The organism is Streptomyces meridianus, assembly GCF_023703325.1.
Taxonomy (GTDB): domain Bacteria; phylum Actinomycetota; class Actinomycetes; order Streptomycetales; family Streptomycetaceae; genus Streptomyces; species Streptomyces meridianus.
Window position 1 is genome coordinate 12,570 of record NZ_JAMQGM010000056.1, and the last position, 15,624, is coordinate 28,193.

14 protein-coding genes are annotated in these 15,624 nt (G+C 69.0%); 7 read left to right on the top strand and 7 right to left on the bottom strand.

The window, feature by feature from the left end:
* Window position 1: 1 nt before the first annotated feature.
* From M1E25_RS23305 to arsL, 5 genes are all read right to left on the bottom strand, one after another.
* The gene (locus M1E25_RS23305; RefSeq protein WP_251418874.1) at window positions 2–1,081 is read right to left on the bottom strand and encodes an inorganic phosphate transporter; all 1,080 of its coding nucleotides are present in this window, start codon (window positions 1,079–1,081) and stop codon (window positions 2–4) included.
* Window positions 1,082–1,143: 62 nt separating this feature from the next.
* Entirely contained in the window at window positions 1,144–1,941 is a 798-nt protein-coding gene (locus M1E25_RS23310; protein ID WP_251418876.1) for a methyltransferase domain-containing protein, read from the bottom strand.
* Between the two features lie 16 nt (window positions 1,942–1,957).
* Window positions 1,958–3,064, bottom strand: coding sequence for a GTP-binding protein (locus M1E25_RS23315; protein WP_251418878.1), 1,107 nt, complete (start codon window positions 3,062–3,064; stop codon window positions 1,958–1,960).
* A gap of 30 nt (window positions 3,065–3,094) precedes the next feature.
* Window positions 3,095–4,363, bottom strand: a complete 1,269-nt coding sequence (locus tag M1E25_RS23320; protein WP_251418880.1) for a GNAT family N-acetyltransferase — start codon at window positions 4,361–4,363, stop codon at window positions 3,095–3,097.
* 32 nt (window positions 4,364–4,395) lie between these two features.
* A complete protein-coding gene (arsL, locus tag M1E25_RS23325; RefSeq protein ID WP_251418881.1) occupies window positions 4,396–5,646 on the bottom strand; it encodes an arsinothricin biosynthesis radical SAM protein ArsL in 1,251 nt (416 codons plus the stop codon).
* A gap of 404 nt (window positions 5,647–6,050) precedes the next feature.
* Here arsL and M1E25_RS23330 point away from each other — a divergent pair, with 404 nt between their 5' ends.
* The gene (locus M1E25_RS23330) at window positions 6,051–7,964 is read left to right on the top strand and encodes a RiPP maturation radical SAM C-methyltransferase (RefSeq protein WP_251418884.1); all 1,914 of its coding nucleotides are present in this window, start codon (window positions 6,051–6,053) and stop codon (window positions 7,962–7,964) included.
* A gap of 297 nt (window positions 7,965–8,261) precedes the next feature.
* Here the strand turns inward: M1E25_RS23330 and M1E25_RS23335 are convergent, their stop codons facing one another.
* A complete protein-coding gene (locus M1E25_RS23335; protein WP_251418885.1) occupies window positions 8,262–8,675 on the bottom strand; it encodes an arsenate reductase ArsC in 414 nt (137 codons plus the stop codon).
* Between the two features lie 71 nt (window positions 8,676–8,746).
* Here M1E25_RS23335 and M1E25_RS23340 point away from each other — a divergent pair, with 71 nt between their 5' ends.
* The 3 genes from M1E25_RS23340 to M1E25_RS23350 are packed head-to-tail and all read left to right on the top strand — an operon-like array spanning window position 8,747 to window position 10,370.
* Window positions 8,747–9,061: an ArsR/SmtB family transcription factor gene (locus tag M1E25_RS23340; RefSeq protein WP_251418887.1), complete on the top strand. Its 315-nt coding sequence runs from the start codon at window positions 8,747–8,749 to the stop codon at window positions 9,059–9,061.
* Window positions 9,058–10,170 carry an ACR3 family arsenite efflux transporter gene (gene arsB / locus M1E25_RS23345; RefSeq protein ID WP_372501355.1) on the top strand — a complete coding sequence of 371 codons (1,113 nt, stop codon included), beginning with the start codon at window positions 9,058–9,060 and terminating at the stop codon, window positions 10,168–10,170. The genes M1E25_RS23340 and arsB overlap by 4 nt, the downstream gene beginning before the upstream one ends.
* On the top strand, window positions 10,167–10,370 hold the full coding sequence (locus M1E25_RS23350) for a hypothetical protein (RefSeq protein WP_251418889.1): 204 nt from the start codon (window positions 10,167–10,169) through the stop codon (window positions 10,368–10,370). Before arsB ends, M1E25_RS23350 begins: the two co-directional genes overlap by 4 nt.
* A gap of 166 nt (window positions 10,371–10,536) precedes the next feature.
* Here the strand turns inward: M1E25_RS23350 and M1E25_RS23355 are convergent, their stop codons facing one another.
* Complete coding sequence (locus tag M1E25_RS23355) at window positions 10,537–10,911, bottom strand: ArsR/SmtB family transcription factor (RefSeq protein WP_251418891.1); 375 nt, start codon at window positions 10,909–10,911, stop codon at window positions 10,537–10,539.
* A 226-nt stretch (window positions 10,912–11,137) separates the two neighbouring features.
* Between M1E25_RS23355 and M1E25_RS23360 the strand changes: the two genes are divergently transcribed.
* The 3 genes from M1E25_RS23360 (at window position 11,138) to M1E25_RS23370 (ending at window position 15,405) form a co-directional block, all read left to right on the top strand.
* Window positions 11,138–12,490: an NAD(P)-binding domain-containing protein gene (locus M1E25_RS23360; protein WP_251418893.1), complete on the top strand. Its 1,353-nt coding sequence runs from the start codon at window positions 11,138–11,140 to the stop codon at window positions 12,488–12,490.
* Between the two features lie 36 nt (window positions 12,491–12,526).
* Window positions 12,527–12,997, top strand: a complete 471-nt coding sequence (locus M1E25_RS23365) for an ArsI/CadI family heavy metal resistance metalloenzyme (protein ID WP_251418895.1) — start codon at window positions 12,527–12,529, stop codon at window positions 12,995–12,997.
* A 785-nt stretch (window positions 12,998–13,782) separates the two neighbouring features.
* Complete coding sequence (locus tag M1E25_RS23370) at window positions 13,783–15,405, top strand: MFS transporter (RefSeq protein WP_251418897.1); 1,623 nt, start codon at window positions 13,783–13,785, stop codon at window positions 15,403–15,405.
* The last annotated feature ends 219 nt before the right edge of the window (window positions 15,406–15,624 follow it).

A 15,624-nucleotide genomic window follows, 5' to 3' on the forward strand; every position in this document is an offset into this window, starting at 1 on the left:
CCTAACGGGCCGCCAGGAAGACGCCGGCCGCCACTGCTGCTGCGAAGGGAGGGGTGACCACCCAGGCGATGACGAAGTGGCGGAGCGTCTTTCCGCTCAGGCGGCCGAGGTTGGGCCCGGCCGATCCGGCAATGGCGCCGGTCGAGGTGTGGGTGGTGGACATGGGCAGGCCGTAGCCGGCACCGAGACCGACGAGAGTCGCGGTGGTCAGGTTGGCGAGGAAGCCTTCCTTGTGGTTCATGCGGATGACCCCTTCGCCGAGGCGCTCGGCCACACGCATGCCTCCGGTGACCGAGCCCAGGGCCATGGCTCCCGCAACGAGCAGCATGATCTGCCAGGTCTCCATGCCGGCCGGGACCAGGGCGAAGGCGCCGATGGCCACGATCTTCGGCGTGTCGTTCAGGCCACGGGCGAAGCCGGTAGCACCGCTGGTCAGCCAATGCGCCGCGGCCAGGGCACCGTGTGGGGTCTTCGTCGTCGGGCCGGAGGCCGTCGACGTGGCCGGGTCTGTGGCAAGAACCGTGCCGTGGGTGACACCGGTGGTACCGGCCACCGACGGCGCCGGCTCGGCCGCCCGGGTCGCTTCTGCCCCGGCCCGAGTACTGCGACGGTTGAAGACGAGGGCGAGCAGCAGGGAGATCCCGTAGGCGACGCCGACGCTCATCAGCAGCGGGATCACCAGCTTCGTCGGAATGGCACTCCAGGCGATGCTGTCGGAGGCGAGGAGGAGACCGGCGCCCAGCAGCGCGCCGATCAGCGCGTGCGTGGTGGACACCGGCAGACGCAGCACGGTGGCCAGGGCAACCCAGCTGACGGCACCGGTCAGGACGGCGACGGCGAACGCCTGGGTGGGCTCGGCGGTGACGATCCCGCTGGAGAAGAGCTGGGTCATCTTGTCGGCGAGCGTCAGCGAGCAGACGCACCCGACGAGGGTGGTGACCGTTCCCCAGAGGATGGCCGTGCGGTACTTCGTCACCCCCGCTCCGGCGAGGGTGGCGACGCCCTTGGGGACGTCGTTGCTGCCGTTCGCCGCCGCCAGCGCGGCGACGAGCACGAAGACGAGCACGGCGGTGAGGGACATGGCGGTGTCTCCCTGGTCGGGGGGCTGCGGCGTCGGGTCGTCGCCCCGGGTCCGGTGGCGGTTCAGCAGCAGGTGCTGCCGGGGACGCACTCCTGGCGGGTCACGGCTTCGTGCTCGCTGGGTTTGCGGGCGCGGATGACGGCGGCGTGGAGGCCGTCGGCCGCCTCCTGCGTGAAGACGACCTCGGTGTCCTCGAGCCCCACGGCGGAGAGCAGTTCGCGATATTCCGACACCGACAGGGCGCCGGCGATGCACTGGCTGTGTCCACCGCGTTCGGCGCGTTCTTCGGGGCCGAGGCGGTCCTCGGCGACCACGTCGCTGATGCCGAGGCGTCCTCCGGGGGCGAGGACACGTGCCATCTCCGCGAACACGGCGGGCTTGTTCAGCGAGAGGTTGATGACGCAGTTGGAGATGATCACGTCGACGGTGTCGGCGGGCAGCGGGATGGCCTCGATGGTGCCTTTGAGGAGCACGACGTTGTCGGCCTCGGCGTCCGCAACGTTCCGCGCGGCCAGGGCGAGCATCTCCTCAAGGAAGTCCAGGCCGTAGACGCGGCCGTCGGGACCGACTCGGCGGGAGCTGAGGATCACGTCGAGGCCTCCCCCGGATCCCAGGTCCAGAACGGTCTCGCCTTCACGGAGTTCGGCGACGGCGGTCGGGTTGCCGCAGCCGAGGCTGGCCAGGAGAGCGGTGTCGGGTGCGCTGCCGGGGCCGATCCCGTCGTAGGCGGCGGGTCCGAAGGTGTCGGGGTCCGGCGAGCAGCAGGCACCTTCGGTCGCGGCCTCGGCTGCCTTGGAGCGGTAGTACTCGCGGACCTCTTCCTGCAGGTTCCCGGTGGTGGCGGTGCCGGCATCGGTCATGTCGGTGTCCTTCTGCTCATGCTCCGGCGGGGGCCAGGCGGTGCACGGGGCGGGGGTAGGAGGGTTTGAACGACACGGGCGCGGTGGCGGAGGAGACGACCTGCGCACACTGGTCGGCGGCGGTGACGGCCTCGGAGACTGCGCGGTCGAGTGCCTCGGGTTCGCAGGCGACACGGGCGTTGACGACGGCGCGGGCGACATCTGTGGTGCCGCCCGCCTCACGGTCCGGGGTGGGCTGTTCGCCGGCCCGGGTGACGCTGAGCTTGGTGAAGTCGCCGTCCTTGGTTTCCACGGTGAGCTTGGCGTGTCCGACCACGGCGTCGTGTTCGGCGGCCCAGGTGGACAGGTGGTCGAGGACGGCGCGGGCCCAGGCGGTTGCGTCGAACTCCCCGTTGGCGGCGACGAGGTCCAGTTCCTGGTTCATCCAGGCGAGTTGGGCCTCCGCTGCGGCGTAGCGGTCGTAGTCGACGTCGAGGTCGACCGCTTCGTTGCCGGCGGGTGCCCGCCAGGCGTCCAGCAGCGAGTCGATGCCCTGGCGGGTGGTGGCCGAACAGCCGACGACGGTGGCTTTGGGGTACTGCGCTCGAAGGTCGGTGAGCAGCGTTTCGGCACGCTCGGCGGGAATGGTGTCGAGCTTGTTGACGGCGATGACGTCCGCCTCGCTGAGCTGCTGCCGGAAGAGATAGGAGAGGTCGGATTCGGGCTCTCCTCGCTGGGCGGCCCGCTCGAAGGCGAGATGACGCAACGGGTCGACGACCGTGGTGAGGGGGGCGACGACCATGTGGTCGCCGTAGTACTGACGCAGCGGGCGTACCACGGTGGCCTGGAGGTCGGTGCAGCTTCCGACGGCTTCGGCGATGACGATGTCGACGTTGTCGGAGCCCACGAGCCCCACGATGGCCTCGACGAGGTCTTCGAACCTGCAGCAGAAACAGCCGCCGGTGACTTCGGCGACGCTGTCGAGCTTGCTGCGGACGAGTTTGGTGTCGACGAGTTCCACGCCCTGGTCGTTGGTGATGACGGCGACCCGGTGGCCCTGTTCCTGCAGGGCGAGGGCGGTGGTGGTCATGGTCGTGGTCTTGCCGGCGCCGAGGAACCCGGTCAGAGGTATGAAGGTGATCATGTCGCTCCGTCTCGTCGGTCCGAGTGCGAGTCAGCTGGTGCAGCAGCCGCCGCCGGTCCCGGCGGCATTGCCGAGCAGGGGCAGGGTGGCGGGGGGAGCGGGGGTGCCCGGGTCGCCGAAGGCGGCGCGCCTGGTTCTGCCGAAGGCGTCGAGCCATGCGGTGGCCCGGGGCCTCAGCGCGGGGTCGGCCAGGAGCATGGAGGTGGTGACGGCGCGCGGGGTGCATCCGCGCAGGGCCTTGGCCTGGTGGGCACCCGCGCCGAACTCCACGGTGCGAAGGCCCTCGGCGTAGGCGTCGCGCACGGGGGCGTCGAGGACCAGGGCGAAGTAGATCCCGCTGCGTTCGCCGATGGCGGGGTAGTCGAAGCCGGCCCACTTGGGGAACAGCCGGTGGTTCTTGCGGATGGCGACACAGGTGGCAACGAGCGCGTCGTTCTTGTAGCCGAGGTAGGCGCGGACGTCCGCGCCCTGGTCGATCAGGGCCGACAGGATGCCGACGATGTGTTCGGGCTGCTCACCGGCGCCGTTCTTCTCGCGGTTGAGGCACGTGAGTTCAGCGATGCGCTGCACGTGGGGGCGGATGTCGGTGCCGTCGACGCGGCGGATGGCGACGCCTGCGGCTTCGGCGCGGCGTACGTCTCCTTTGATGCGCTGCCGCTTCTTGAGGGGAAGTGCGGCGAGATGGCCGTCCCAGTCGGGGGCGTCGAGGCTGATGAAGTCCTCGTATCCCCAGAACGTGCTGTGGGCTCCTGCGGCGTCGAGTGCCGAGACCAAGGCCTCGTTGCCGCGCCGGTCGGGGATCCAGGGCGCGAGGATGCAGCGGACGCCTGCTTCCAGGGCGGCGGGCACGAGCCTGTCGACGATGGCTCCCATGAGGGTGGGAGCCCAGAAGTTGTAGGCCACTTCGGTCCGGTAACCGAGCGGCGAGCCGAGAAGGAGTGTGGGGAAGAACGGTTCTGTCCCGAGGGCGTCGATCTCGGCGCTGCGGGCAGCGTCGGTTTCGGCGCCGCAGCACACTTCCTCGCCCGTGGGGGCTCGCCGGCCGAGGTAGGTGCGGGGTTCGTGGTCGACCACGGGCGGCGTGGAGAGGATGTAGCCGGGCAGGAGGGCGAGTTCGCCGCGGGCCCGGCCGGCGACGGTGTGCCAGGGCTGCGCCTCGGGAAGCACCTTTTCGGTTGCCGCCAGCCAGGTGGGGCCGAGGTAGGGCCAGGAGTCGGTGAGGTCGGCGAGTTCCCCGGTCCAGTCCATGTGGGGCAGGGTCTGGCCGGTGGATATGACGACGCGGGGTGATCCGCCCATGTCAGGTTCCTTCGGGTGTGGGAGAGTGCGGGTCAGCACTTGACGCAGCAGCGGATCCTGCCTGCGTCCTCGGCGTCCGTTCGTCGTTGCTGCCACAGCTCCTCGACCCGCTTGTCGGGGTGTGTCCACTCCACCCAGAAGCCACGGTCAACGGTGGCGATGTCCTCCATCCACGGTGAGGACAGCAGCGGTGATCCCTTGAACAGCAGCAGGCGGGTCTGGAGCGCTGTCGGGTCGGTGACACGGGCGAGCCCGGTCTCGACGAGCCAGTCCTCGAAGCCCAGCAGTTCGTCGTACTCGATCCAGGGGGTGAAGGGGATGAACGTGGGGTAGAGCTCGAATCCGATGCGTTCGGCCTCGGCGATCGCCTGACGCATGTGCTCGACGTCGATGTGCTTGTCGAAGATGCGCAGGATGCGGTCGGAGGGGAACTCCAGGGCGCAGGTGACGCGACGCAGCCCCAAGGCGACGAGTTTCTCCAGCTCGTGCGGGTAGCTCAGCACGTGGTCGACCCGCGTGGTGAATTCGAAGGTGATCGGCCCGATGGCGTCCACCAGTCGTTCGACGACACCGGTGCCGATGGTTCGGGAGTTGAAGAACTCGGCGTCGATGAAACAGAAGTGACGTACTCCCTCTTCGGCGAGCTGGAGTGCGTCGGCGAGAACGCTGTCCCCGTCGTAGGCGGCAACGCCGCCGTCGTAGGCGCCGTAGACGGAGCAGTAGGTGCACTTGTGGTGGCAGCCGCGGGAGGCCTCGATGTTGCCCATCAGCCCGAAGGGTGTGTGGTGGGCGGGGTAGTGCACGAGGGACGGGAACAGGTCACGGGCGGGCTTGGGCACCGTGATCCTGCGCCGAGGGGGCTTGGGACGCATGCCCTGTGCCGTCATCAGGGCGGGGACCTGGGTCGGCTCGAGGGTTCCGTCGGCGAGTCGGACCAGTTCCTCGCTGATCAGCTCGGGCTCTTCCATGACGATCGCGTCCGCGACCCGGAGGAACTCGCGGTGATTCATCTGTGCGTACTGGCCGAAGGCCACGACGGTGGTGTCGCGCTCGTCCGAGAGGCGCCGGGCCAGCGAGACACCGCGCTCCAGGCCCTCGAACTGCTGGACGGACACCAGAACCAGGTCGAAGGGGCCGTCGGGCATGGCGTCGGGTCGCAGATGCGCGTCCCAGCCGGTCACGTCGGCACCGTGGCCCTGCAGGGCGGCGGCGACACACGCACAGGTCAGAGGTTGAAGCTCCGCTTCGAAGGCGGAGGCGACGAGCACACGTGGTTGAGTCACACGTCCCCCAAGGGGTGATCAATCCAGCAAGAAGGCTCGAGCGATGTCCTGATTCCCCGACGGTGGGTGCATGGGTGTTCGGACGGCCGGAACCATGCCAGCGTTAAACGATGTATGTCAATAGACCGATGAGGAATTGCTCCGAGGCGGCCGTCCCATCTGTCACGAAAGGAAGCTGTGGCGCTTCAGGTTGGCGATTGTGACCAGTGGGGGCATCTTTTCTGCTGTTGCATCGATCGGCATTCATCGATGCGATGGCCTTCCCAGGTGTGGTGAGGTCGTGTCACACTCCTGACGAACTCCAGGGCTTCGGGGGAACCGAGACCGAGCCCGACGGTGTGCCGGCACGTCGGCTCGAAGGCCGGTCCCGATACGGCTTCACCGGCCTGAGGAGGCTCCACGACATGACTCGGAAGTTGCTGCCCCTGGTCCAGGCGCCCGCCCCCGCGCAGGAGGCTCCCGGCTCACCCGCCCGGCAGTTGCGGGTCGCGCTGGTCAACATGCCGTGGGCGCGCGTCGATGCGCCGTCGATCCAGTGCGGGCTGCTGGCCTCCGTCGTCAGAAACGCCGGCCACGAATGCCGTGTGCACTACCTGAACGTCGAGTTGGCCGCTCTGCTCGGCCACCGGACCTACAACGGGATCTCCGAGGCGGGTGGCGAGCGTCTGCACCAGTTCGGCGAGTGGCTCTTCTCCTACGCCGCCTTCGGCGACGTTCGCACCGAGGCGGAGTACCACGGTGAATTCCCCGAGGTGGTGAACATCTGGAGGGACGTCACGGGCGAAGGACCGGAGGAAATCCACGCTCTGCGCCGCGACGTGCTTCCCCAGTGGCTCGCTCGCTGCATCGAGGGCATCGACTGGTCCTCGTACGACGTCGTCGGTTTCTCCTCGACCTTCCTGCAGAACACGGCATCGCTCGCGATCGGCCGCATTCTCAAAGAGCGGTTCCCGGAGCTGGTCCAGGTCTACGGCGGCGCCAACTTCGACGGGGAGATGGGCCCCGAGTACCTCGAGCACATCTCCTGGATCGACCACGTCGTCACCGGGGAGGGGGACCTGGCCTTCCCGACGCTCCTCAACCGCATCGCCGCCGGCGATCCCGCCGTCGTTCCGGGTGTCCGCTCGCGGGGGCAGACCGAGTCCGCCGGTGAGTCGCAGCGCACTCAGGACCTCGACACGCTGCCGGTCCCCGACTACACCGAGTACTTCGAGAGCCTGCACCGGCACGGTCGGTCGGTGGTCCTGGGCGACACGCCGGTCAAACTGCTTGTCGAGTTCTCCCGCGGCTGCTGGTGGGGGCAGAAGCACCACTGCACGTTCTGCGGTCTCAATGCCCTGGGCATGGGCTTCCGGCCCAAGAGCGGCGCCCGGGCCCTGGCAGAGCTCGAACAGCTGCTGCGTGATCATCCGGTGGCGCACGTGGAAGCCGTGGACAACATCCTCGACATGAAGCATCTGACCTCGCTGTGTGCCGAGCTGGCCGAACGGCACTGGGACGTCAGCGTGTTCTACGAGGTCAAGGCGAACCTGACCCGCGCACAGCTGTCGACCCTGATCCGCTCGGGCATCAACCGCATTCAGCCCGGCATCGAGAGCCTGAGCAGCCACGTCCTCGACCTGATGCGCAAAGGCTCCACGAAACTGATCAACATCCGGCTCCTCAAGTGGGCGCAGTACTACGGCATCACCGTCGACTGGAACATCCTGTGCGGCTTTCCGGGCGAGACCGACACGGACTACGAGGAGCAGGCGCAACTGATGCCGCTGCTGCATCACCTGCGCCCGCCGGCCTGCGGTGGGGTGCTGTGGCTGGAGCGCTTCAGCCCCTACTTCACGGATGCCTCCTTCGCTCTGACGAATGTGCGCCCGCGGGCCTGCTACCAGTACATCTACCCGGAGAGCCTTGACCACTCCAAGATCGCTTACTACTTCGACTACGAGGCCCCGGACATCGCATCACCCGAGGCCCGGGACCGAATGTACGGAGCGGTCGGTGAGTGGCGGCAGAAGTGGCGTGGCGACAACCTGCCCAGCCTCACGTACGAGAGCCTTCCCGGACGCATGGACATCGTCGATCGCCGTACGGAACAGGAGCGGCGCACCCTCCTGGAGGGCTGGCGGGCCGAGGCCTACGAGGCCTGCGGCGACAGTGCCCGCAGCGCCAAGCGCATCCACCAGGATCTCCTGGACGCCGGTGCCGACATCTCGCTCGACCAGGTGACGGCGTTCCTGGACGACTGCTGTGACGACGGCCTGGTGGTGTCCGAGGACGGCAAGTACCTGGCACTGGCACTGCCGCAGAACAGGCAGTGGTGAGCCGTACCGCCCTCACGGCGCACAGGTCTCCCCCACGAAGCTGCTGTCGGGGAGTGCCCGGCGCGCCACCACCTGCCGCCTCACCACGGTGCGTCAGCAAAGTGTGAACAGGCATAGCGGTGGGCCGCTCCGGCTGCCGTTCGGCGATGTGACACGTCGTTCGGGGAAGGCTTCTCAGGAACCGCTCCCCCGACGGTGGTTCGACCGCATCGGGAGCCCGGGTTGCCCGCCGTCGCGGGCAACCACGACGAATGCAGCGCCGGAGCTGCGCGGCCGGATTCATCTGCCGGCGCGCGATCAGGCCTTGTGCTCGGCGTCGATCTCGGCGATGAGGTTCTCGATGCGCGTCTTGATCTCGTCCCGGATGGGGCGGACGGCGTCGACGCCCCGACCGGCGGGGTCCTCGAGTTTCCAGTCGAGATAGCGCTTCCCGGGGAAGACCGGGCAGACGTCCCCGCATCCCATCGTGATGCACACGTCGGAGGCTTTGACCGCGTCCGCGGTGAGGACCTTGGGTGTCTCGGACGCGACGTCGATGCCGACTTCCTTCATGGCTTCGACGACAGCAGGATTCACGGTGTCCGCCGGCGCGGAGCCGGCGGAGCGGACCTCGATGCGGTCCCCGGCCAGATGACTCAGCCACGCGGCAGCCATTTGCGAACGCCCGGCGTTGTGGACGCACACGAACAGGACGGAGGGCTTCTCGGACATCGGGGTCCCCTGGGTCGCTCGGCTGGACGGCAGGCTGGAATCAGTGCCAGCTGATGTGACAGTATCAGTCCATGATGACGTCAGCCGAAACTGATCTGATCCGGACCCTGGCCGATCCGCTCAGACTCAAGATCGTGACTCTGCTCGCCCACGAGACGCTGTGCACGACACACCTCGTGGAGGAGACAGGAGCCCGGCAGACGAATCTGTCCAATCATCTGCGGATTCTGCGTGAAGCCGGAGTCGTGGAGACCGAGCCCTGCGGCCGCTTCACCTATTACCGACTCCGTCCCGAGGTCATCGACGCCCTCGCGGTTTCCTTGTCCTCTCTCGCGGACACCGCCCGCTCCACCGTTGCCAACGACATCAAGAGGTCCTGCCCGTGACCGGCACCGCACCCGAGAACACGATCGCGCCGCCCGAGCCGGGCGGCGCCGCTGTTGCCGCAAAACTCTCCACGCTGGACCGCTTCCTGGCCCTGTGGATCCTGATCGCCATGGCCGTCGGCCTCGGCCTCGGCCGGGCCGTCCCCGGGCTCGGCGAGGCGCTGGCGGCGGTCGAGGTGGGCGGCATCTCCCTGCCGATCGCCCTCGGCCTGCTGATCATGATGTACCCGGTGCTCGCCAAGGTCCGCTACGACCGCCTGGAGACGGTCACCGGGGACAAGCGGCTCATGCTCTCCTCGCTGATCGTGAACTGGGTGCTCGGCCCAGCCGTGATGTTCGCCCTGGCCTGGATCTTCCTGCCGGACCTCCCGGAGTACCGCACCGGGCTGATCATCGTCGGTCTGGCCCGCTGCATCGCGATGGTGGTCATCTGGAACGACCTCGCGTGCGGGGACCGGGAGGCCACAGCCGTCCTGGTTGCCCTCAACTCCGTCTTCCAGGTCCTCGCGTTCGGACTCCTCGGCTGGTTCTACCTGGACGCGCTCCCGGGCCTGCTCGGTCTCGGCGACGGTGAGCGGCTCGAGATCTCCGTGTGGGAGATCGCGGCCAACGTCGTGATCTTCCTGGGCGTACCGTTGTCGGCAGGGTTCCTGACCCGGCATCTCGGCGAGAGGAAGCTCGGCCGCGAGGTCTACGAGCAGGGCTTCCTGCCGAAGATCGGCCCGTTCGCCCTCTACGGCCTGCTGTTCACGATCGTGCTCCTCTTCGCCCTGCAGGGTGAGACCATCACCAGCCGGCCACTGGACGTCGCACGGATCGCCCTGCCGCTGCTGGCCTACTTCGCCCTCATGTGGTTCGGCACCTTCGCCCTCGGTAAGGGCCTCAGGATGGCCTACGACCGCACCGCCACCCTTGCCTTCACCGCGGCGGGCAACAACTTCGAGCTGGCCATCGCCGTCGCCATCGCCACCTTCGGGGCGACGTCGGGACAGGCGCTCTCCGGCGTCGTCGGCCCCCTGATCGAGGTGCCCGTGCTGGTCGCCCTGGTCCACGTCTCCCTGTCCTGGCGCAAGAGCTTCACACCGCCGCTCCGGGGAAGCGATCGGTGACGGGCCGAAAGCCGGACGGCCTGATCGTCAGGGCCGAACGCTGGGTGCACACGAACCGGCTCGCCCTCGCGGTGCTGTTGGGAGTGCTCTGGATCGGTGTGATGTTCCTGTTCATCCGCGACGTCCTGATCGCGGTGATCTGCGGTGCCGTCGTCGCCGTGATCCTTTCGCGCACCCTGCCCAAATCCCCCGGCGTATGACGCCGATTGCCGGCGCAGTGTGGCCGGCGGCGGCCGGTCCGAGGCCGTCGCCGGCCATCACCCGGCACCGCTCGGCTTCCATGCCGCGGCTTTCGACACCCAGCCGGCGCGGGGCGGCCCAGGACCACCACCCGGCCTGGGCCACCGGCCGGCCATCCGTCGTTCTTCAGGCCGCCGAGTCCGTGCTCAGCAGCCGGCCCATGGCAGCGAGCACAGCGGGGTCGACCCGGTAGTACACCCAGGTGCCGCGCCGTTCGGAGGTCAGCAGCCCCGCCTCCCTGAGCTTCTTCAGGTGGTGGGAGACCGTGGGCTGCGAGACGCCGACATCGGAGATGTCACACACGCACGCCTCGCCGCCCGCGTAGGATGCGACCGCGGAGAACAGCCGCAGACGCACCGGGTCGGCGAGCGCCTTGAACATCCTGGCCGTCCGCTCGGCTTCCTCGGCACTCAGGGGCCGTTCGGTGAGCGGTGGGCAGCACGGCGCGACAGCTTGGGGAGCCTCGGGCTCGAGCAGCGGCAGCACCTCGGTGTTCGACATGCATCTATGTTGACACGCTTCGAACCAGACTGACACCCCCGCCGTCCGTCGAGCACCCTCCCGCCGCCGGGTCGCGGCCGAAGACTCTCGGCCCACCGGCCGACACGATCCGCCACTCAAACCCTTTACGACTTTGATGCGTGTCTATGTTGACGATTGTCGAATCAAATGCCATGCTCGGAAAGCGAGACATCGACGAACATCTAAGCAATAGGAGCCGAGGACCGTGAACGCCTCCGCAGTCGCCGATCTGCCCGTCGTCGTGATCGGGGCCGGCCCCGTCGGATTGGCCGCAGCTGCCCATCTCGTGGACCGGGGGATCGAACCGCTGGTCCTCGAATCGGGGCCGGCCGCCGGTGCCGCCGTGCGCGACTGGTCACACGTCCGGCTGTTCTCCCCGTGGAGAGAGGTCACCGACGCAGCCGCGGAGAAATTGCTCGCCCCGACCGGATGGACCCTGCCCGACGCGACGACGTACCCCACAGGGGGCGACTGGGCCGAGCGGTATCTCCAGCCCCTCGCCGACGCCCTCGGGAACACGGTGCGCTTCGGGACCACCGTCACCGCCGTCTCCCGACTCGGCCGGGATCGCATCGTCGACGCCGAACGTGAGGCCCAGCCCTTCGTCGTCCACGTCACGGAGCAGGACGGGAACGAGGAGCGCGTCCTCGCCCGGGCCGTCATCGACGCCTCCGGCACCTGGGACAACCCCGGACCGGCCGGTGGCAGCGGGCTTCCGGCACTGGGCGAAAGTGCGACGGCAGACCGGCTCGTCCACCGTGTACCCGATTTCACCGACGAAGCCGTCCGCGCCTCCTACGCCGGCAAACGCACCGCCGTCATCGGCTCCGGGGCATCAGCCTTCACCGCTCTCGCCCAACTGGCCGAACTCGCCCGGGCGGAGGACGGACGAGGAACACGAGGGCTGTGGATTCTGCGCCGCACCATGACCGATTCCACCTTCGGCGGAGGCGAAGCAGACCGACTGCCCGCCCGCGGTGCGCTCGGCCTTGCTGCGAAGCGCGCGCTCGACGACGGACACGTCGACGCGGTCACCGGCTTCCGCGTCGCGGCGATCGAGCGCGTGACCGACGGACGCCTGGTCCTGGTCGGCGAGGACGGACGCCGCCTGGAACCCGTCGACCGTGTGATCGTGCTGACGGGCTTCCGCCCGGACCTGTCATTCCTCTCCGAGGTCCGCCTCGGCCTGGACGAGCGCCTCCAGGCGCCACTGGAGCTCGCGCCACTGATCGACCCCAACCAGCATTCGTGCGGCACCGTCGCGCCCCACGGGTACCGGGAACTCTCCCATCCCGAGCAGAACTTCTACCTGGTCGGCATGAAGTCCTACGGCCGCGCCCCGACCTTCCTGGCTCTGACCGGCTACGAGCAGGTCCGATCCGTCGTCGCGGCCATCGACGGTGACCTCACGGCAGCCGACCGGGTCCACCTCACCCTTCCGGAGACAGGCGTGTGCGCCGGCGCCGGCCTCCACGGCCGACCGGAAACCGCCCCGGAACCGGACGACGGCTGCCGCACGGCCGCATCCGCAGCAGCCCGCACCAACTCCCTCACCTGACCGGGTTGTTGATCCTCCCACCCAAGGAGACACGCCATGAACCGCATACAGCTCGCCCTCCGGGTCCCCGACCTCGAGGCCTCGATCGCCTTCTACACCCGTCTCTTCGGCACGCAACCGGCCAAGGTCCGTGACGGCTACGCCAACTTCGCCGTCGCGGAGCCCCCGCTCAAGCTCGTGCTCATCCAGGGGGCCCCGGACGACGACACCCGACTGGACCATCTCGGCATCGAGGTCGACACCACTGACGCGGTGACCGGCGCAGGCAGGCGCCTGCAGGCCGCCGGCCTCACCACCGCTGAGGAGAACGACACCACCTGCTGCTACGCGCTGCAGGACAAGGTCTGGGTCCACGGCCCAGGCCAGGAGCCCTGGGAGGTCTACGTCGTCAAGGCCGACGCCGAGACACTGACCAAGCAGCACGACAGCGTCTGCTGCGCCGGCCCCGACGCCGAGAACAACGACCGGGGGGAGCCCGCGGCGGCCACGACCGGCACCTGCTGCTGATCTGGCCTGAGCCCCTGAGCCCTCACCGCAACGGTGTGCCCGTCCACGAGGAAGCCCGTGGACGGGCACAGGTCCGGAAGGCACACGGCAGCCGGGCCGGCCACCAATAATCAAACGCAACTACTACGCCACACTCGGTGGTGCCCAACCGCGTCGACGTGTCGACGAAGTTGGGCACCACCGGGGTCTGGACCGTGAAGAACATGGAGGCCCCCGTGGCTCCCGGGACGCCGGACTTCCACCTCTGGCACAGCTTCCACACCCACCTGACGTACTTCCGGGTCCTTGAGCGGAACGGCGCGCCGACCGGCGTCCGCGACCTGGGGCTGAAGGGACCCGGTCACAGGGGGCATCCGCGGGCGAGGTGCCCCCCTTTTTCGGACGTGCGCGGGGATCTCATGGATGCCGAAATCCTTCGCAATCTGCGCAAGGGTAGACGCCCGTGCAGCGACCCTTCATTCATCGTGGTCCGGCGGCGTTGATGAAGCTCCTGTAGACGGTCAATCGGTCTGTGGGAGCGGTTGAGGTGTTCGTGGACCCCGCGGGCGATGAAGCGCTTGAGCGGCGCAAGATGTCCTTTTGGACATGCTTTCGGTGGTGCGGCGGGCGACGTAGGGAGCCCGCTGGTCGTATCGCATGCGGACCAGGGCGATCATGTTCACACAGTCCCAGCAGGTGGCGGCCACGGGCGAAGACGTGGTGGACGTTTCTTCCACGCGTCGGCCCGGGCCCAGCTGCCGGCCACCGGAGGCGACCGTAAGACCGACGCCACCGACGCCTTCCATGTGGCCCACGTCGCCCTGTCCGGCGACGACTTCGTAGCGCCCAACGACCAGACCACGATCCTCCGGCTGCTGACCGAGTGGCACGACGACCTGGTCCACGAACGCACCCGCGTCCTCAACAACCGGTCGACCCCTCAAGAACAAGCTCGACCTGTGATTCTCGCGCCGCACGGGAATCCTGTGCACCATGCATCTGTTCTCACCGGCATGGCCTCACCACCCCTGCACGACGCGACCCGCGTCTCCGTCCTCGTCGGTCTGCTCTTCGGCCTCACCGGCCTGGGCAGTTCGTCCGCCGCGATCGCGCTCCCGGTCCTCGCCCAGGATCTCGGTGAGTCCACCGGAGTGAGCGCCTGGGCGATCAGCCTCTACGCGCTGATGCTCGCTGTCGCGACCGCCGTCTACGGACGGGTCTCGGACCTGGTGGGCATCCGGCTGCCGCTGCTGGTCGGGATCGGACTGATGGCCACCGGCGCCCTGGTCGGCGCGCTCGCGCCGTCCTTCGGGGTGCTCCTTGTCGCACGTGTCCTCCAGGGGGCCGGCGCCGCCGCGGTGCCGACTCTGGGAGTGGCCACGATCAGCGCCCGGTACGACGGCGCGGTCCGCGCAGCGGCACTCGGGCGGGTCGCCGGGGTCGCTGCCGCGGTGAGCTGCCTCGGTCCGCTGGTCGGCGGGGGCGTGGTGCAGTTGTTGGGCTGGCGTGAGGTGATCGCGCTGCCGATGCTCGGTGCGCTGCTGCTGCCCCTGCTCTGGCGCTCCGTGCCGACCGACGGCAGCGGCGCCCGCCTCGATGTCCTCGGCGCGGTGCTCGTCGCCGGCACCGCCGCCGGCATGGTGCTCCTGGTCCAGTCCCCGTCCACGGGTGCCACGGTCGCCTTGGTCGGCGCGGTGCTGCTCGTGCTCGGCGGCCCGGCGGTCGCAGTGCGGGTGCGCCGCCGCCCGCACGGATTCCTGCCCGCCTCCGTGGTGCGCAACTCCACCGTCGTGCGCAGCGCCCTGGCCGCCGCGGCGGTCCCCGCAGCTTGGTTCGCGCTGCTGATCGCCGTGCCCGCGGTCCTGGTCGGCAACGGCTGGCAGCCCTGGCACGTCGGACTCGCCCTGCTGCCCAGCGCGGCGACCGGCCTGCTGGCGCCGCGCATCGCCGGGCCGCTGCTGGAACGCATCGGCCCGTCGGCGGCGCTCGCGCTGTCCGGCGCAGTCGCCTCGGTGGCCATGCTGGTCGCCGCGCTGGGGACCGCTGCCGGATCGGCCGTACTGCTGGTGCTCGCCGTGGTCGCGGTGACCCTCGCCTTCGGTCTGGGCCAGCCCGCCCTCATGGCCGCGGTGGGCGGCGCGGTCGCCGACGACGTCCGCGGCGTCGCCGTCGGAGTCGCCACCCTCATGTTCCTGGTCGGCGGCGGGGTCGGATCCGCCGTCGTCGGCGGCCTCTCCGGTGCGATCGGGATCGCGAGCAGTTTGCTGCTGCTCGCCCTGCTCCCCCTGCTCGGCATCGGCGCCCTGGCCCGCGACCTGCTGCGCGCAGCCGAAACCCCGGACAAGGACCCGCTCGTCGAGTCCGCCGAGCAAACGCGTCCGGAAGGCCATCCGTGGGACCGCTCGCACACCGGCCGGCTCATGGATTAGGGGACGTCACGGCCACCTCCGAGCAAGCTACGCCGCGACCTCGATCAGGGATCTCGCCGAGGCGTACGCGTTCGCCACGAGGTCGAACAAGTCGAACTGAGCAGCCTGTGATGCCCGTCGCCCTCGCGGCGACGGGCATCGTTACGCCTGCGAATTCCGCGGCACCCGCAAGGGGACCAAGTCCTCCTGGCCGTCCCAACGGGCGAACAACTGCCACGG